18 protein-coding genes are annotated in these 18,478 nt (G+C 41.4%); 13 read left to right on the forward strand and 5 right to left on the reverse strand.

Features of this window, described 5'->3' with window-relative positions:
• Positions 1-57: 57 nt before the first annotated feature.
• Complete coding sequence (locus AAEY87_RS12845; RefSeq protein ID WP_068034665.1) at positions 58-1,569, reverse strand: YihY/virulence factor BrkB family protein; 1,512 nt, start codon at positions 1,567-1,569, stop codon at positions 58-60.
• A 307-nt stretch (positions 1,570-1,876) separates the two neighbouring features.
• On the opposite strand from AAEY87_RS12845, the gene wrbA reads away from it, so the two are divergent.
• Complete coding sequence (wrbA, locus tag AAEY87_RS12850; RefSeq protein ID WP_350657459.1) at positions 1,877-2,494, forward strand: NAD(P)H:quinone oxidoreductase; 618 nt, start codon at positions 1,877-1,879, stop codon at positions 2,492-2,494.
• 53 nt (positions 2,495-2,547) lie between these two features.
• Positions 2,548-3,030, forward strand: a complete 483-nt coding sequence (locus AAEY87_RS12855; RefSeq protein ID WP_068034668.1) for a hypothetical protein — start codon at positions 2,548-2,550, stop codon at positions 3,028-3,030.
• 145 nt (positions 3,031-3,175) lie between these two features.
• Here the strand turns inward: AAEY87_RS12855 and AAEY87_RS12860 are convergent, their stop codons facing one another.
• On the reverse strand, positions 3,176-3,946 hold the full coding sequence (locus AAEY87_RS12860; RefSeq protein ID WP_350657460.1) for a DUF3108 domain-containing protein: 771 nt from the start codon (positions 3,944-3,946) through the stop codon (positions 3,176-3,178).
• 415 nt (positions 3,947-4,361) lie between these two features.
• Here AAEY87_RS12860 and AAEY87_RS12865 point away from each other — a divergent pair, with 415 nt between their 5' ends.
• Positions 4,362-4,652, forward strand: coding sequence for a co-chaperone GroES (locus AAEY87_RS12865; RefSeq protein ID WP_010196840.1), 291 nt, complete (start codon positions 4,362-4,364; stop codon positions 4,650-4,652).
• A 110-nt stretch (positions 4,653-4,762) separates the two neighbouring features.
• Positions 4,763-6,412, forward strand: a complete 1,650-nt coding sequence (groL, locus tag AAEY87_RS12870; RefSeq protein WP_068326129.1) for a chaperonin GroEL — start codon at positions 4,763-4,765, stop codon at positions 6,410-6,412.
• Between the two features lie 209 nt (positions 6,413-6,621).
• On the opposite strand, the gene yaaA is transcribed toward groL, so the two are convergent.
• Positions 6,622-7,422, reverse strand: a complete 801-nt coding sequence (gene yaaA / locus AAEY87_RS12875; RefSeq protein ID WP_350657461.1) for a peroxide stress protein YaaA — start codon at positions 7,420-7,422, stop codon at positions 6,622-6,624.
• Between the two features lie 303 nt (positions 7,423-7,725).
• On the opposite strand from yaaA, the gene AAEY87_RS12880 reads away from it, so the two are divergent.
• The 7 genes from AAEY87_RS12880 (at position 7,726) to AAEY87_RS12910 (ending at position 13,705) form a co-directional block, all read left to right on the forward strand.
• Positions 7,726-8,895 carry a Re/Si-specific NAD(P)(+) transhydrogenase subunit alpha gene (locus AAEY87_RS12880; protein ID WP_350657462.1) on the forward strand — a complete coding sequence of 390 codons (1,170 nt, stop codon included), beginning with the start codon at positions 7,726-7,728 and terminating at the stop codon, positions 8,893-8,895.
• 116 nt (positions 8,896-9,011) lie between these two features.
• Positions 9,012-9,350, forward strand: a complete 339-nt coding sequence (locus AAEY87_RS12885; protein ID WP_203226508.1) for a proton-translocating transhydrogenase family protein — start codon at positions 9,012-9,014, stop codon at positions 9,348-9,350.
• Positions 9,347-10,747, forward strand: a complete 1,401-nt coding sequence (locus AAEY87_RS12890; protein WP_440454998.1) for an NAD(P)(+) transhydrogenase (Re/Si-specific) subunit beta — start codon at positions 9,347-9,349, stop codon at positions 10,745-10,747. Before AAEY87_RS12885 ends, AAEY87_RS12890 begins: the two co-directional genes overlap by 4 nt.
• A gap of 308 nt (positions 10,748-11,055) precedes the next feature.
• Positions 11,056-11,610: an acyl-CoA thioesterase gene (locus tag AAEY87_RS12895; RefSeq protein WP_350657463.1), complete on the forward strand. Its 555-nt coding sequence runs from the start codon at positions 11,056-11,058 to the stop codon at positions 11,608-11,610.
• Positions 11,611-11,718: 108 nt separating this feature from the next.
• Positions 11,719-11,928, forward strand: coding sequence for a Fe-S cluster assembly protein IscX (iscX, locus tag AAEY87_RS12900; protein WP_011279849.1), 210 nt, complete (start codon positions 11,719-11,721; stop codon positions 11,926-11,928).
• 67 nt (positions 11,929-11,995) lie between these two features.
• Entirely contained in the window at positions 11,996-12,547 is a 552-nt protein-coding gene (locus tag AAEY87_RS12905; RefSeq protein ID WP_350657464.1) for a GyrI-like domain-containing protein, read from the forward strand.
• A 159-nt stretch (positions 12,548-12,706) separates the two neighbouring features.
• A complete protein-coding gene (locus tag AAEY87_RS12910; protein ID WP_350657465.1) occupies positions 12,707-13,705 on the forward strand; it encodes a hypothetical protein in 999 nt (332 codons plus the stop codon).
• Between the two features lie 120 nt (positions 13,706-13,825).
• Here the strand turns inward: AAEY87_RS12910 and dapE are convergent, their stop codons facing one another.
• Positions 13,826-15,046 (reverse strand): succinyl-diaminopimelate desuccinylase, encoded by a 1,221-nt coding sequence (gene dapE, locus AAEY87_RS12915; protein ID WP_350657466.1) that lies wholly within the window; start codon positions 15,044-15,046, stop codon positions 13,826-13,828.
• 162 nt (positions 15,047-15,208) lie between these two features.
• Positions 15,209-15,976 carry a 2OG-Fe(II) oxygenase gene (locus AAEY87_RS12920; RefSeq protein WP_350657467.1) on the reverse strand — a complete coding sequence of 256 codons (768 nt, stop codon included), beginning with the start codon at positions 15,974-15,976 and terminating at the stop codon, positions 15,209-15,211.
• A gap of 172 nt (positions 15,977-16,148) precedes the next feature.
• Here AAEY87_RS12920 and AAEY87_RS12925 point away from each other — a divergent pair, with 172 nt between their 5' ends.
• Complete coding sequence (locus AAEY87_RS12925) at positions 16,149-17,024, forward strand: 23S rRNA (adenine(2030)-N(6))-methyltransferase RlmJ (protein WP_068034688.1); 876 nt, start codon at positions 16,149-16,151, stop codon at positions 17,022-17,024.
• A 10-nt stretch (positions 17,025-17,034) separates the two neighbouring features.
• A complete protein-coding gene (gene pssA / locus AAEY87_RS12930; protein ID WP_350657468.1) occupies positions 17,035-17,907 on the forward strand; it encodes a CDP-diacylglycerol--serine O-phosphatidyltransferase in 873 nt (290 codons plus the stop codon).
• Positions 17,908-18,478: the final 571 nt, after the last annotated feature.

Here is an 18,478-nt window from a genome sequence, read left to right on the forward strand (position 1 = left end):
TTTTAATGTTTTCTAATGAAAGTTATTTAACAGCGTTACCTAATAAGGTTATAGCGCTTATCTATTTGCTTGTGGATTATCCGCTTCAGTAATGATATTGCCGCTAGTGTTGGCACTATTATTAGTTGTACCTTTATCGTCTTCCATACTGTCATTCGGAATTAAAATCTCGTTATTATTGTTATCGCATATTACATCACTGTCTTTATCATAAGCGGCTGCTTCAAAACGTAGTGCATCTCTATTGTCATCAACATGATGATTGGAAGTTTGTTCAGATGATTCTTTTTTATAATCTACTGGTGTTTTTTTGCGTGGCTGACTGTGAGAGAAAATCGCGGACAATGGTAAGTTAAGTTGTTCTTGAGCACAGGCTTCGGTATTCACAAATCGACGTACCAATAAGCTCAACCATGGTTGTTGATTTTCACTCTTCATCTCATCAAGCTCATCCTTGATTGGTAATGGATAAGGTAGGGTACGATAGAAGTCCCATAGCGTCATTCTGCTAAGGTCTTTTTTAAGTACGTAATCATCATCTTCAGTCATCGTAATGAGTTTGCTGTCCTTTAAGTAATTGATATAGGTATACCATTTGGGTAATTCTTTACGACCCAATACGTTACGTAGGTCTTGCTCGCTAACGGCATCGCCTTTTAGATGACTGGTGTACACCAAATTCAGCATATCAAGCAAGCTTAATAGTGGATGGCGTGGATAAACTTCCTCAGTCTCAAAAATGGTTAAGGTATAGCTAATCTCAACGCCTAATAGGATTAAATTCCACGATAAATATATCCATAGCAAGAAAATTGGCAAAGCAGCAAACGCACCATATATAGCTTCATAGCTGGTAAAGTTGCTCATCACTGTGCCGAAGATATGCTTTAGTAGCTCAAATACTACTGCAACAAATATACCAGCAATGGCCGCATTTTTTACGGGTACGCGTGCTTTAGGAATGAACCAATACATACCAATAAATCCTGCAATCGTGACGCCGATAGAGACCATTTGTACCCAAAATGACCAGTCAATACCATAGCCGCCAATTTGTTGATTCAAAAAGCTAAGGCTCTGTACTGTACTAGAGGCAATGAATGCAGTACCCAGTACTAAAGGTCCCAAAGTGACGATAGTCCAATAGCGCAGCATACTCTTAATGCCGCCCGAACGGTCTTCCACTCGCCAGATCTGATTAAACGCACGTTCAATAGTCGTCAAGGTTACGATGGTCGTGACAAATAAAATCATTGCCCCGATAGCCGTCAAGTTGGACGATTTTTCAGCGAAGCTATTAATATATTCACTGACTTGCATGCTTGATTGCGGTAGCAAGTTACTATAAATCACTTCATATATCTGCGCTCTGACTGAAGCAAGTGCGGGAACTGAAGATAAAATCATCAATAGTACGGTCAACATGGGTACAATTGATAGCATAGTGGTATAGGTAAGAGAGGCCGCTTTCTGTTGGCAATTATCTTCAAAAAAATGCCGTATTAAAAATCGTAAGAATTGAAACCAGCGTTGATGTGTAAACGGGATTTTTTTTAATAAGTTTTCCATGACGACCATTTAGCGAGGATAAGAGTGACAATAGTGTAACAAAAATATGGCATCAGCATCTGCCACTTAATTGTGTCAAAATGCACACTAGCAACCGTTACAGGGTTTTATCTATACAATGTAGGGTATGCTTTGTTTGCATGTCAGTGAATGACTCGGGCATAATGTGCACGTCTATCAACAATGTTAAACACCCAATGCATGCGTAGCTTTTAATCTGGTAAATTCACAACAGGATAAAAAGCCCGCATGGTACGTAAGCTATTGCATATCATAATGTTAACGATTTTATAAGGAAGCTCTGCTAATGAGTCAAGCCAACCCATATATTTTGGTGCTCTATTACTCTAACCATGGTACGACTAAGACATTAGCATATGCTATCGCTCAAGGTATTGAAGAGGCTGGCATGACGGCACGTATTCGTACTGTGCCGACAGTTGCACCTGAGACGACAGCAAGTAAACCTGCTATTCCTGATGAAGGCGATCTTTATTGCACGATGGATGACTTAAAAGAATGTATGGGTCTTGCGCTCGGTAGCCCAACGCACTTTGGTAATATGGCCGCGCCCATGAAGTATTTTTGGGATAATACCGTCACTGTTTGGTTGGCTGGCAATCTACAAAACAAACCAGCTTCGGTATTTACGGCGACGGGCTCAATGCACGGCGGTCAAGAAACGACCTTACTTACCATGATGTTGCCATTAATTCATCACGGTATGATGATTATGGGTGTGCCATATGCAGAGCCAGCGTTGAACCGTACTCATCGTGGCGGCACACCTTATGGTGCAGGTCACGTCAGCGGTGCGTTACATGATCAACCTGTCTCTGATGATGAGCGCGAATTGGGTATCGCTCAAGGCCGTCGTCTGGCTATTAGTGCAACCGCATTAGCACAAGCCAACTGGAATCGCTAAGCTGCTCTGGTCTATTGCAGCACAATGCTCTAACTAGGAAATAAACGTATCTGATGGCTACTAACCGCTCCGATGGTAACAATCAGGCTAAAGTACCAGTAAAAAATTCTGGCAAGCCTGCTAAACCTAACAAACCTATTGCGCCTATCCGTCAACGCTTAATGCTTACTTGGCTAGTCTGGTTAATTTATAGATTGTTTGGGCTGCCTATTTTTATCAGTGCTCTTAATCCAAGCAGTCCTGATATTATTGGTGGTATTGCATGGCAAGCATTGTGGCTGGTGCCAGCGTTCATCTTAACGCCATGGGTAATGCGTGGTCGTTCACCCTATGCACTATTGGTAGGTAGTATGTTTACTTTGGTTTATTTAGGTGCGAGTGGCGTAGTGCTATTTACTCGTGCTTACGGAAGCAGCTCAGCTGAGATAGCCGTTTATTTAATCGATTTTATATTACTGCTAACCATCAACGTCTGGTTATTTATTTTGTTGAAACGTCTGCCCTCGATGAACAATGTAGTCAAGCAACCTCGCTAGCTACGCAGCCAGCTTCATATTTCCATATAAATTCAAAGCCATAAAAAAGCGGCACTCTGAATCAGAGTGCCGCTTTTTTTACGAGATGATTTCGACGTCAGTTAAGCTAGACCTCAGTTAAACTATAAGGTAGCTAATATAGCGCTTAATTAACCTTAGTCAATTCTAAGTCCATTTTCTTACCATCGTTAATTTGGCTCACTTTTACTGGTAAGTAATCTAAGCTTGGCGCTAACCAAAAACTGGTAGAGCGACTATTGTCGTCATGGACACGGTCGACACGGACAGTATCAAAAGTGCCTGCTGGTACGGTGATTTTGGTATTGCCAGATTTCTTAAATGGTGTCTTTTCAACCTTGTCTTTTTTTGCCATGTAATAGTTGCCAGAGAATTTACCATTCAATAAATCTTGGCGAATTTGCACCTCTAAGCTCAGATCATCAAAGGCTTGCTGCGCCATATTCATGGTTGTTGTCTTACCTTTATAATTACTAGTGACCTTTTTGCTACTTGGATTAAAATCTAGCTTATGTGTACGGCCAATACCTAGAAGCTTATAAGTCGTACTAGCTTGAGTTGGGCTGACGTTATTACCATTAATTGTGAACGCGCTATTTTGTGAGGCGCTAGCAACACCGGCCACGCGAGCTTTTACATTGTACTTCCAAGTATCGCCAGATTTGCTCAATGTACGATTTGCTGTACCTTTATACTTATCTTCAACCGTAAAGCTATAATCAGCATTTGATGGCTGAACGGTTTTTGCGCTGGCAAGGGTAGGTGCGGTCATACTCAAAGCTCCAATAGCAGCAATACTAGCACCTGTGGTTAAGGCAGTTAAAAATTTAGATTTGCTGCGTTTCGTGTTATTAGAATCAGTTATCAGTGATTTTTTATTTATTGATGAAAAACTCATGGATATTCCTTAATTAATGTAGAGCTGATATGTCAGCTTTTATTTATAGCTATTATTATGTTCTCAAGGACTATAATGGTTATATGTTGTTACATTTTCAAGGGTAGCAGCACACCCTGATGTTTGGCTCTTGTAGCTGATGTTGCCATCAATCTTCAAACTCTCATTATAAGTAACGCTTTGTGAGTAAGGTTACTGGTCAATGCGTGCTAATAACCCATTTACTCTAGTATTCTTGTAAATTTTTTGGGTTTACACTTGAAGCTATCTCCCATTGCCCCCACTTTTTGATACAAGCTCAAAGCTTATCTTTAGAATGCCATTTTTATACAGCGCTTCTGATAGATATTGGTATTGAGACTATTAATTCAAATAAACCCTTAAATTCAAATAACCAACTTTTGGAGTCATATCGATGAACATTCGTCCTTTACATGACCGTATCGTCGTCCGCCGCATAGAAGAAGAAACAAAAACTGCTGGCGGTATTTTATTGCCTGGTTCAGCACAAGAAAAGCCATCACAAGGTGAAGTGCTAGCAACTGGTAACGGTCAGATTCGTGACAACGGTGAAACTCGCGCGTTAGATGTAAAAGCTGGCGACAAAGTCTTGTTCGGTCAATATGCTGGTCAAACGGTAAAAGTTGACGGCGAAGAACTACTTATTATGAAAGAATCCGATGTATTAGGTGTGCTAGAAGGCTAGTCCTTTTTGAGTATTTTTGTACTCAGCACATTTTTGACAATTGGTTTTGTCAATACTGGATCGAATCATTCAATTGTATTCTCATACTTATAATAGTGGAGTAATTTAACATGGCAAAAGACGTAAAATTCGGCATTGATGCCCGTAAACAAATGATGGACGGTGTAAACGTTCTAGCAAACGCAGTACGAGTGACATTAGGCCCTAAAGGTCGTAACGTTGTAATCGATAAATCATTCGGCGCGCCTACTATCACTAAAGATGGTGTATCGGTTGCTAAAGAAATCGAGCTTGAAAACAAGTTTGAAAACATGGGCGCACAGTTGGTACGTGAAGTAGCTAGCCGCACAAACGATGTTGCTGGTGATGGTACGACTACTGCAACGGTATTGGCTCAATCAATCTTGCAAGAAGGCATGAAATCAGTTGCCGCTGGCATGAACCCAATGGATTTGAAACGCGGTATTGATAAAGCCGTTCGTGCTGCTGTTGAGCAAATTCATTTGCTATCAACGCCAGCTGACGATTCAAAAGCAATCGCTCAAGTCGGTTCTATCTCTGCCAACTCAGATACCAAAATTGGTGAACTGATTGCGCAAGCGATGGAAAAAGTTGGTAAGCAAGGCGTTATTACCGTTGAAGAAGGTTCAAGCTTTGAAGATACCTTAGAAGTTGTCGAAGGGATGCAGTTTGACCGTGGTTATATCAGCCCATACTTTGCTAATAAGCAAGACAGCTTAACCGCTGAGTTTGAAAACCCATACATCTTGCTTGTTGACAAAAAAATCAGCAACATCCGTGAGATCGTGCCATTACTTGAGCAAGTTATGCAGCAAAGCAAACCGTTGCTAATCATTGCTGAAGACGTAGAAAACGAAGCATTAGCAACTCTAGTTGTGAACAACATGCGTGGCGGCTTAAAAACTTGTGCCGTTAAAGCACCAGGTTTTGGTGATCGTCGTAAAGCAATGCTAGAAGATATCGCAACGCTAACTGGCGGTACGGTTATCTCTGAAGAGATTGGTCTAAGTTTAGAAACTGCGACGCTAGAGCAACTTGGTACTGCTAAGAAAGTTACTGTCGGTAAAGAGAACACTGTCATCGTTGATGGCGCTGGTAACAAAGCAGATATCGAAAATCGTGTTGAGTCTATCAACCGTCAAATCGAAGAGTCTACTTCTGACTACGATAAAGAAAAGCTACAAGAGCGTGTTGCAAAACTGGCAGGCGGCGTAGCAGTTATTAAAGTAGGTGCTGCGACTGAAACTGAAATGAAAGAGAAAAAAGACCGTGTTGATGATGCGCTACATGCGACTCGTGCAGCGGTTGAAGAAGGCGTTGTCCCTGGCGGCGGTGTTGCATTAGTTCGTGCGATGAATGCATTGTCTGAGCTACGTGGCGATAACGACGACCAAAACGCGGGTATCAATATCTTACGTCGTGCAATGGAAGCGCCATTACGTCAAATCGTGACCAACTCTGGTGAAGAAGCGTCAGTTGTGGTTAACGAAGTGAAGAGTGGTAGCGGTAACTACGGTTACAACGCTGCTTCTGGCGAATATGGCGACATGCTTGATATGGGTATTCTTGACCCAGCTAAAGTTGCTCGTTCAGCACTAGAAAACGCTGCATCTGTTGCAGGCTTAATGCTAACGACCGAAGTTATGATTACTGATTTACCGCAAGGTGATGACGGTATGGCTGGCATGGGTGCTGGCGGTGGAATGGGCGGTATGGGTGGAATGGGCGGCATGATGTAATTCTACTTCTGCTACAAAGCGATTTCTCTTTGTCAGATGCGCTCAATGTACAATAGGTACTATTTTTGCTCGTCTTCCTCGACAAATCGCTTTTCGCTAGAAGTATGACTTTGTCATAACGTACTTGTTAAACCTAGTCCAAATAAAACCCTGATAGGCTAAGCTTATCAGGGTTTTTCTATGCAAGTTTAGTATATTTTAGCTAATGGTTACGAGTCCGCTTCATCCCTTCTAAACGTCCACGTCTTATCATCAGACAGCTCATCGACATAATAATATCCCGCTAAGTCAAACTTCTTTAACTCCTCAGCCTTGGTCAATTTATTGTTAGCAGCATATTTCACCATCAATCCACGGGCTTTTTTGGCATAAAAGCTAATTACCTTATATTGAAAGTTTTTTTCATCTTCAAATCGTGGCGTGATGATTTCAGCATTCAACGCTTTCTTTTTTACAGATTTAAAATATTCATTAGAAGCCAAATTAATTAATACCTTGTCATCGCTATCAGCCATACGGGCATTGATAACGTCAGTCACTTCCTCACCCCAAAACTCATATAAGTTATCACCGCGCTCATTTTTCAGCTTAGTGCCCATCTCTAAGCGATACGGCTGAATCAAATCTAGTGGTTTTAATACGCCATAGAGACCTGACAAAATACCTAAATGCTCATTGACGTAAATAGCCGTTTCTTTATCCATGTTATACATATCGAGACCCGTATAGACATCTCCATCAAACAAATAACCTGCTGGTTTTGCATTTTGATCATTAAATGGCTTATTTTTGCTCCAGCTCCATTGTTGATTGCGCTCAGCATTGAGCTGGGCCAAATCGTCAGAGATGCTCATCAGTTCTTGCAAATCAATCGGTTCTTTCGATTTTAGTATTTTAATCAACTCTTGCGAATGTTCTATAAGCTCAGGCTGACTGTAATGATTGCCTAGGTTTACGGGAATATCATCTTTTTCATTCAAAGACTTGGCAGGGGAGAGTACAAAATACATAGTCATTCCTTGTGATTTATGAGATCGAAAAAATAAAAATTTCAAATATAGCAATAAAGATTATATAAATGGTATAAATACATAACTTTTTATTTACTTATGGGTCATCATTAGACAATGAAAGTTAGCAAACGATGTCTCTATAATAAAAACACATGATGGAAAACAGTTAGTCATTTATTATATTGATAATATTGGTTGAAGTATTTAATGTAAGTGTTGACCAAAATTTTCGCTCTATGCATCTCATTATTCAAATAATCTGTGCATAGGTCAGTAATGTATTCAGAGTAAGGAGACGGTATGAAAATCGGTGTCATCAGTGCAGATATCGCACAAGAAAGCCGCGTAGCCCTAACCCCAGATGCAGTCAAAAAGCTGCGTAGGCTTGGGTTTGAAGTCGTCATTCAGTCAGGTGCAGGTCGAGCAGCTTATTATGCTGATGAGTTGTATCAGGCTGCTGGTGCCGATATTGCAAATAGTAGCGCTGAGGTAGTCAACCAGTCTCAGATTATTACCACGGTCAATGACTTACCTGCTACAAATACTGACAGCTTAAAATCTGGTCAGATTGTCATTGGTATGCTCGATCCTTACCGTAATACGCAGCTAGATACTTATGCTGCCAAAGGGGTAACGGCCTTTGCCATGGAGCTGTTACCACGTACCTTATCACGTGCACAGAATATGGATGTCTTGTCATCACAAGCCAACCTTGCCGGTTATAAAGCGGTACTACTGGCGGCCAATGAATATTCCCGTCCTTTTCCTATGTTTATGACCTCAGCTGGGACAGTCAAGCCCGCCAAAGTTGTCATCTTAGGCGTAGGGGTCGCAGGTTTGCAAGCGATTGCTACTGCCAAGCGCTTAGGTGCAGTCGTTGAAGCCAGTGATCTACGTCCGACCGCTCGCGAGCAAGTAGAGTCACTCGGTGGTAAATGGCTGGATGTACCAATGAGTGCAGAGGAAGCTGAGACAGCTAAGTCCACAGGCGGTTATGCGTGGACACCCTCAGAGCAGTATATCAAAGACCAAGCAGCTGTGGTGGACAAAGCCTTAAGTAATGCCGATATCGTGATTACCACTGCGCAAATTCCGGGTCGTCAAGCACCGCGCTTGGTACATCAAGCAACACTTGCCAAAATGAAAGCGGGCTCAGTGCTGATTGATATGGCTGCTGGAACGGGCGGTAACGTAGAAGGTAGTGTGCCAGATGAAACCATTACCACTGCCAATGGCGTGCGTATCGTCGGTGCGGCCAACATTCCATCGATGCTAGCGGCGCAGTCTTCAGATTTATATGCCAATAACCTTGTCAATTTTATCACGACCTTAATTACTCCTGAAGAAACCGCGGAAGCGACAGACAATGCTACATCAAACAAGCTGGCACTGAACTTAGATATGGAAGATGAGATTCAGGGCGCACTGGCAGTGACGCATGAGAGTCAGGTACGTCTTGCTAAACGCTAAGTCTTGACTGCCTATCACTACACACTTTGTCATCATACATTTGCCAGTAATGAATAAAATTTTAGGAGGATAAGATGATTGCCACTGTTTTAGCTGCGGCGCCAGCCGGTGCGGCCATGAGTAGCACACCATTTGTAGCGATTTTCACTGTATTTGTACTCGCTATTTTTGTTGGATATTATGTCGTTTGGGGAGTGACCCCAGCATTACACACACCATTGATGGCTGTAACCAACGCCTTATCAAGTATTGTCATCGTCGGTGCAATGCTACAGACGGTCACAATTGATGGCTCGATATTTACGCCAACCAGTTTGCTTGGTGCCTTTGCGGTATTTTTAGCCAGTATTAATATTTTCGGTGGTTTTGCCGTGACTGAGCGTATGCTCGCGATGTTTAAACCAAAACCGAAAAAAGCACCAGTGGTAACGACTGAAAATGGAGGCGATGCATGAGCGATTTAACAAATATGATTTCTGCGAATGCTGACTGGTTCTATCTAATCGGTGCCATTCTTTTCGTTTTAACCCTTCGAGGTTTATCTAGCCCAAAGACCGCTATTCGCGGTAACCGCTTTGGTATGGTTGCGATGGCAATTGCAGTAGCAACGACATTCTTCTTAGCAGAAGGTCCGGTGCTGTGGTTGATTATTGGTGCGATGATTTTAGGTGCACTTGTCGGCATGTGGAAGGCAAAAACGGTTGCGATGACCCAAATGCCAGAAACGGTCGCTTTAATGCACTCATTTGTCGGTTTGGCAGCGGTAGCGATTGCGTTGGCAACGGTACTGCATACTGAACAACAGCATGGTGCGGTTGCTCGTGTCGAATTATTCATCGGTTGTTTCATCGGTGCGATTACTTTTTCTGCCTCGGTCTTTGCTTTTGGTAAATTGGCGGCAAAGAGTTGGGCGAAGACCTTGGTTGGCGGCTGGGTTAAACCTGTCCAAGCGCTATTGTTCATTGCGATGATTGGTTTCGGTGGGGTGTATTTCGTTACTGATTCATTACCCGCTTTTTATGCGATGGCAGTGATTGCAGTCATCTTTGGTTGGATGTGGATTGCCCCAATCGGTGGCGGTGATATGCCAGTAGTTGTATCACTATTGAACTCATTCTCAGGTTGGGCAGCAGCAGGCATTGGTTTTACGCTTGGCAACTCGATGCTCATTATCGCAGGTTCGCTAGTTGGTTCATCAGGTGCGATCTTGTCTTACATCATGTGTAAAGCCATGAACCGCTCACTGCTTAATGTGCTATTTGGCGGTATGGGTACGGCAGCAGCAGTGGCAGGTGGTGATGATGGCGCGCCAAAGAACTACAAAGCGGGTTCAGCAGAAGATGCTGGCTTCTTGATGGCCAACGCAAGTAGTGTCGTTATTGTACCGGGTTATGGTATGGCGCAAGGCCGTGCACAGAATGCGGTCAAAGAGTTATATGAGCTATTAAAAGAAGAGGGCGTGAATGTTCGCTTTGCTATTCATCCAGTGGCAGGTCGTATGCCAGGACACATGAACGTGCTATTGGCTGAAGCTGATGTGCCTTATGATGATATCCTTGAAATGGATGAGATTAACTCAGACTTTGCTAGTACGGACGTGGTCTTAGTCATCGGTGCAAACGACGTGGTAAACCCATCTGCGAAAGATGATCCATCGTCGCCAATTTTCGGTATGCCTATCCTAGAAGTCACCAAAGCCCAAACGATTATGGTTATCAAGCGTTCGATGAGTACCGGTTACGCTGGCCTCGACAACAGCTTGTTCTATATGGATAAAACCATGATGATCTTTGGTGATGCGAAGAAGATGGTAGAAGAGATGGTACGTAGTATTAACGGCGCAGGTCATTAATCTCTAAAATCGGTTTTTAAACATAATTTTTAAATATAAGTTTGCAAATAAAAAAGTCACTGAGGTGACTTTTTTTGCGTTAGAGTAAGCTGCCTTTATCTTCCCATTATAATAATTGACTTCAAATAAAAGAGATAGGCGTATCACAAGATGCTACTGGTATAAATTTTTCTGGCTTGCTGTGCCTATGCCGACAGAGGCTGCAAAAAATTCATTCCAGTAGCATTGTATCTTTTTTGAATGGTATTAACGGTATATCCTATTGCATAACCGCTAATGATAAATAATATTAAATAAGAGAATGCTTTATGAACATGTTGATACGTTTTTTTATTATGGCCAGTTTGCTAAAACAGCAACTCAAAAAGCAGTCAGTCAGCGAGCGTCTTAGTGTGGAGACATTGACCGCCCCAACTGTCCGTCATTATCGAGTATTACCGCATGACATGGGCTTTCGGGATCATCTGCCTAATTATCGCTATTTATCTTTTATTGAGCTCAATGTTACCCGCTGGCTAATGGCATGCTGTCATCAAAAAGGTATCCAGCCTTTAAACTGGGTTATCGCCATGCAAGAGATGATTTACCTCAAAGAGATTAAGTTTTTGGATAAGATGACGGTAAATAGTGTGTTGGCAGGTTGGGATAAAAAATACGTTTATTTTGAAACGCGATTTTTTGTAAAAAGCCAACTAATGGGGGTTGGTATGACCAAATTTGTCTTGATGGATAAAAAGGTTAAGTGCACGCCAGATATATTGGATATGACAGGCGAGGAGCTGACTGATGTCATTGACTCGTGGAATAAGCATCAAGTCGCTGTTAAGTCTGCTAAGTCGACTAAAACAATAGAGAAAGCATAACGAACTTGGCTATAATCATCTGGCGAAGTTTGGTAGGATAGGGGCTATTAAATCGACAATCAAGTTGATAAGATTTTTTCCTAAAATTATAAAAGTTAAGGAGCCATCATGACCCCGCAAAAATTAAAATGGACAGACAGCTTAGATATCGCTATTGAGCTTTATGAAAAATTCCCAGAAACTGATCCGCAGTACATACGCTTTACTGATTTGCATCGCTGGGTGACCGAGCTTGAAGGCTTTGATGATGACCCACAGCGCTCAAATGAAGGCATCTTGGAAGCCATTCAGATGAACTGGATTGATGAAGCCGACTAGTTCGACTCTCCTAACTTAAGTAAAATCTCAAATATAAAATTGAATAAATAAACAGGATAGGAAGCACATGACTTCACAAATCAAAGAGCTATCCGAAGTGATAGTTTGTAAAGGTATCAGTGTTCGTACCACTAATAACGCAGAAATCAGCCATGACACGGCTAAATTGGGTCGATTATGGCAAAAATTTTATCAGAACCATGTGGAGCATCTCTCTGAAGGTGAGGATATTTATGGTGTTTATTATAACTATGAGAGCGATGATTTAGTAGGCGCTTTTGATGTAGTAGCGAGCTGGAAGGTAAAAAGCGAGCCAGTAGAAGGGCAGGATAGTGACGAAGACAGTAATGAAGACAGCAACGTTCTTAGTGCTGCAAACATCCTTAGCGCTGCTCATTCTAGCGATGTCGTAACAGCCACTATTCCTGCTGGTAAATATATGGTGTTTACCGAAGAAGGTAGAATGCCTAATACGATGATGAATGCTTGGGAGAAGGCTTGGACATATTTTAATGACCGGAGTTGTGAGCACACACGCACTTATAATGTCGATTTTGAGCATTATATCGGTGGCAATTTAGAGTTTGGGCAAGTGGATCTATATATCGGTATTGAGTAGTGTTGCTTCTATTGAAAAAAGTAAGGATTCTCAGTAGCTTAATTTCAATATTGTCGTACATGATAAATACATAGCTATATATACATTTGAGAATTCATACTAGATTTTTAGTGATAGAACTTTTAATAAAATAATTAATAGTTTGAATAAGGGTAGAAGATGGGCTACGACTGTACGAATCATTTTCCTCTAAAAACAAAATCAAAAGAGGTTCAAGAGTTTCTGTTTCTGCTCGGTTATGAGAAGGGTGAGAAGGGTTTTTTGAGTGGAATGCTGGGCACGCCATATTTCTTTTTTGATAGCAAAGACTATAAATACGTTGAAGGTGTTTATTCAGAACTTTACACTGACGAACAGACTGGAGAACTTTTATTTTGGTCACGAACATCAGTATGGCGGAGCAAGTTTGATAGTGATTTTCACAATTACACTATTAGAGAACTCAGAAAGCGTTTCGGTGGTTATTTTATAAGTGACTTTGGAAAAAATAGATACTTTAAGTTTGAAGGTGTCATTCGACAAGAGGCAGAAGCTGGCGTCCATCAAGCTTATGGTCGCTTTGTTCATAATATTAAAAGAGCCTATAGCTTTATTGATTTTTCAGATCTGAATAATAATGATGTACGTCCAATCAAGAATATTGAGATGCTTGATTACTTAAATCCTAAGTTATTAGCTACAAATATATTAGTCCCATATATACTATCTATTTTTGAAGATTTTTTCAGATCAACTTATATAGCAATTTTGAAATATTCAGAAAATAAGGAAAAGATAATTCATGATGCAAGGGTTCAAGGTGCTGAGCTGGTCTTGATTGAGCAGGGATCTTTTACTGTTCCAGAAGCTGTAGCTAAATGGATGAACTTTCAAGAGATGGATAAAGTTCATCAAGCTTTCAAGAAACTTGATAAAAATATAGATTTACATGGTATTTTTAAGAAACCTTGTGGTAGAAAAAAAGAAGATTATTGGCTTTTATTCAAAAGAATAATTGAATTAAGACACGCTATAATTCACCGAGCTGAAACAGATATCACTTATACACCAAAGAAAGTTGAAAAAGATATTCAGAATGTGAATAAAGCTATATGGCAATTTTATCAACACTTAATAGAGGTATATGATTGGAACAAAGTTGAGGAATGGGAGTTTTAGATTTGCTTCAACTATTATAACTATCACTTACATGCATAACAGTATGTTGAAATTATTCATTTAGAAAATGAATTGGAAAAATGCTATCTATAAAATAAACAGCATTTTTCGAAGAATTGCCTACTCACCTAATAACAAACCTTCTAAAATCCCTTCATATATCTGCGCCAATTTACCCAAGTCATCCACTTCTACCTTTTCATCAACCTGATGAATAGTCGCATTACGCACACCAAGCTCAACGACTTGCGCACCAGTCGGAGCGATAAAGCGTCCGTCAGAAGTGCCACCAGAGGTTGATAGAGTAGCGTCAACGTCAGTGACGGCTTTAATCGCTTGTTGACACGCTGAGACCAATTTACCTTCTGGCGTCAAAAACGGCTGACCAGATAACTTCCAATGGATATCATAACTTGCCTTGCTGTCTTTAAAATATTTATCAAATATCGCATGGGTCTTTGCTTTTAGCTCATCTTCGGTGGTTTCTGTTGAAAAGCGGAAGTTAAAAATAACTTCAAGCGTCTCAGGAATGACATTGGTTGCGCCCGTGCCACTATTAATATTTGAGATTTGAAGTGAAGTCGCAGGGAAGTAATCGTTACCAGCATCCCATGTCGCAGCCGTTAATTCAGCCAATGCTGATGTTGCCGCATGAATAGGATTAGACGCGAGGTGCGGATAGGCGACATGACCTTGCTTGCCAGTGACGGTTAGCATTGCACCCAACGAGCCGCGGCGACCGTTTTTAATGATATCGCCAAGGGTATCGGTACTTGACGGCTCACCAACTAAGCAATACGTGATTTTTTCGTTACGCGCTTCTAAGGTTTCAATGACTTTGACCGTGCCATTAATAGATGGACCTTCTTCATCTGAGGTGATTAAAAAGGCGATAGAACCATTATGCTTAGGATGGTTAGCGACGAAACGTTCGGCTGCGATGGTAAAGGCGGCAATCCCCGTTTTCATGTCAGCAGCACCGCGAGCCCATAGATAGCCATCAGCGATGGTTGGGGTAAATGGTGGATAGGTCCAATTGTTGACATCGCCAGTTGGCACGACATCGGTATGACCAGCAAAACAAATAACTGGATCGGCTGTGCCACGGCGTGCCCATAAGTTTTTGACTTCCGCGTGCTCGCCAGTCTTATCTCTATCGCCAAAATACATAAACTCGCAATCAAAGCCAGCTTGCTCTAGTCGAGCTAACAATATATCTTGGCAGCCGTCATCATCTGGCGTGACTGAAGGACGCTCAAGAAGTGCAATGCTTAAGTTCAATGTTGCTTGTTGATGGCTTTCTTGTTGATGAGTCATGTTTTGATTATGAGAGTCAGACATTGATAAACCTTTTATTCTCTAGTTGAATTATTAATCTACTTCAAACCATATGGCTTTATTGGCGTAGGCTGGGTTTTTAACCCAGCTTTAGAACTAAACAAGATATTGTATTTATAAACAGTGAGTAATGATTGTAGTAAGTGGCATTAATTAGATAGCAATTTAACTGCCTTCTTCAACAAAAGGTATTAAACCATCTCGGCGCATCCACGTCGCAATCGAATAGCGCTGACGATGGGCGATTTGCACTTGATGTTGTAAGTCACTGTCAAATATTACCAGTCGATTGGCAACAGGCATCACATTATGATGGACACCGTGTTTATCAACGACTTCTAATGCGCCGCCGTCACTGGTTGCCCATTCATCATTCAAGTAAAACACCGCTGAAATAACGCGTTCATCACGACCAGCGGGATTGTCACTGTGCCATTGATAGCCGAAGCCCACCGGATAGCAGGCGTAATGTGCTTCACTATGGCGAATACCGGCAAACAAACTGCGATTAAACAGCATGCCAAGCGCATTGATACTTTGTATATAAAAATAGCCTGCAAAGAAGTTCTCAGTGATCCAGCGGATGCGATCACCACGTATATCACTGATACGCACACCCGCCGTTAGCTCTGCATCACGATAGTCAATAAAACCGCTTTCCGCTTGCAAGGCTAATAATGCTGTATGCTCAAATATGTCATCGATAACTATCCAACCATCATCCACGAACTTATCAAGTTGCGTATCCGTCAGCTTATCTTCCCAGCTCACATCAAAGTCGGACATTTGCAAGACATGTTGGGTTGCCAACTTATTGCTCGTTTTATCGCTTCCCATATCAGCGCATGGCGCAAGTAATGGCGGATTATCAGGACCTATCGGATGATCAACCACCAGCTCTGTCACATTTAGGGTGCTAATAATCTTCGTCATTTCACCTCGTTCTTTTGTTAATAATGAATCAATCATCAAATAACTATCAATTAGTCATTAATCATTTGGTGTTTATAGCCTTTTTGTTGAAGCTACTTACCAAAACCACATTATCTTTTACTCTGCCTATGCTACCATAGATGCAATTTTTCTTATTTAAACTTTTGAGATTATGAACTATAAACACGCCTACCACGCTGGTAACTTTGCTGATGTGGTTAAACACATTTTATTAGTACAACTGTTAAATCAACTGGGTCAAAAAGACAAGCCTTTTTATGTGCTTGACGCTTATGGCGGTCGAGGACTGTATTCGCTTAGCAGTGAAGAGGCGCGCAAGACAGGGGAAGCCAAAGGCGGTATTCAGGCTTTGTTAAAAGCGGATACCGAAAAAGCACCAGCTGCTGTCAAAGATTATATGGAAGGCATCAAGCAAGCCAAATTCACTTACGACAGTAAAGTCTATCCTGGTTCGCCTTGGTGGATTGCTCATCATATCGAAAAGAACTCAGATGCTGGCGTTCGCGGTGAAGCATTTGAGGCAAAAGCCAGTGAATATGATGCGCTTAACTATCAATTGCATAAACTGCCAATCGGTATCCAGCATCGTGATGCCTTTGAAGGTATTACGGCGGTTATTCCGCCAAAAGAAAAGCGTGGTCTTATTTTTCTTGATCCTCCTTATGAGCAAGAGCATAAAGACTTCACGCGACTTATCAATCTGCTAGTCGCTGCTTATAACAAGTGGCCACAAGGCACTTACGCGTTATGGTTCCCAATCAAGAATGTCGAAGCGGTAGAGCTGTTTTATAAGAAGCTGAAGCGTACTGAGATGAGACGTCAGCTGGTCTGTGAGCTTAATATCTATCCTAATGATGTTGCGGTTGGTCTTAATGGTACAGGTATGCTCATTATCAATCCGCCATGGCAGTTTGATAACCAAGCGCGTGAGATATTGCGTTTCCTACAGCCTGCTCTAAAAGTGGCTGACGCGCCAGACTTAACTCCTGATAGTGCGACCAGTGTACGCTGGCTAGTTGGCGAATAAGGATAGCGTTATGACGACTGAGCAACCACCCCATAAGAGCCTAAATGATAGCGCAGCTACTCAGCCGCCTTTTGTTGACGAGCATGAATTCAACATTCGCTTAGCGGATAATGACAATTATGATGGTTTGACTTTTGAGGTGATTGAGACAGAAGTTGCAGAAGGTAAACCTGTGGTCAGTCGCGGTGTCTATTTGGCACCCAATTTGATTACAACCTTATCGCTATTGTCTGGTTTTTACTCGATTCTAGCCAGTACCCAAGGCGAATTTTATAAGGCATCTTTAGCGATTTTCTTATCGGCTATCCTTGATGGCGCTGATGGTAGAGTCGCGCGTATGCTGAATGCGCAAAGCCCTTTTGGTGAGCAGTATGATTCTCTGGCTGATATGTTAGCCTTTGGCGTTGCACCTGCTATCTTGATTTATAGCTTCGCTTTAGAGCCTTTGGGTCGTATTGGACTTGGTTGCGCTTTTGTCTTTACCGCTTGTGCCGCTTTCCGCCTCGCACGTTTTAATGTTCAGGTTGGAATTGTCGATAAAAAGTACTTTGTAGGTTTGGCAAGCCCACTTGCTGCGATTTTGGTAACAGCTGCTGTGATGGTTGCCGTCGATCACAACGAGTGGGTCGGGCAGTATGATACGCAGGTCATGTTATTGTTTGCTGCTTGGGTAGTCATTTGCGGCTTGTTAATGGTTAGTAATATAAAGTACTACAGCTTTAAAGAGTTCGATAAAAGAAAAGTCCCGTTTGTGGTTCTTATTGTAGGCGTATTAGTCATGAGCATTGTGCTGTATGACATACCAGTAGGTATCTTAGCGATTGGTATCATTTATGCTTTGTCGGGTGTATTTACTACGATTAAGACAAAAGCAAAAAGTTAGAGTTATATCTAGGTTTTATATTAAGGAATTTACCGATGGGTAGATTCCTTTTTTTATGCCTATTGTATATGTAGGTTTGATTGTAAATAGCTAGATGATTAGTTCAAGTAAAATCGATTAAAACTATGAATGTTTCGTCATCCATCAAGATTTAAGTCATGAATAACTGTCGTTATAGGGACTAGCTCTAATGTTATGAGTGACGCTGTTAGTGTAGAGTGATACTGAAAAAGCTTTTAGTTAATAGACAAGTGTTAAAGATAGAATGGCATTGCGTATAATATGGCGTTCAGTATCAGTATACTAATAGTGACAAAGCAGGTCAGTGGTCAAAAAACTTCATCCTTAGAAAACATTCGATATCCAAAGTCTAAAATAATAAAGGAGCGATTTATTTTCAAAATATTTAAAATTATAAATTATCAACCATAACAAATAGTTAGTTTGTAGTTTCATGGATACGTGAGAACTGCCTGAACTATTTAGTAGTTTACCCCCTTGACCCTCATTCAAATATGCGTATAATGCGTCCCAGTCGGAAGGGAAGGTAGTTTAATAAGTGGTTCACCAC

It is taken from the genome of Psychrobacter sp. S1-30-MNA-CIBAN-0213 (assembly GCF_040309845.1).
GTDB lineage: Bacteria > Pseudomonadota > Gammaproteobacteria > Pseudomonadales > Moraxellaceae > Psychrobacter.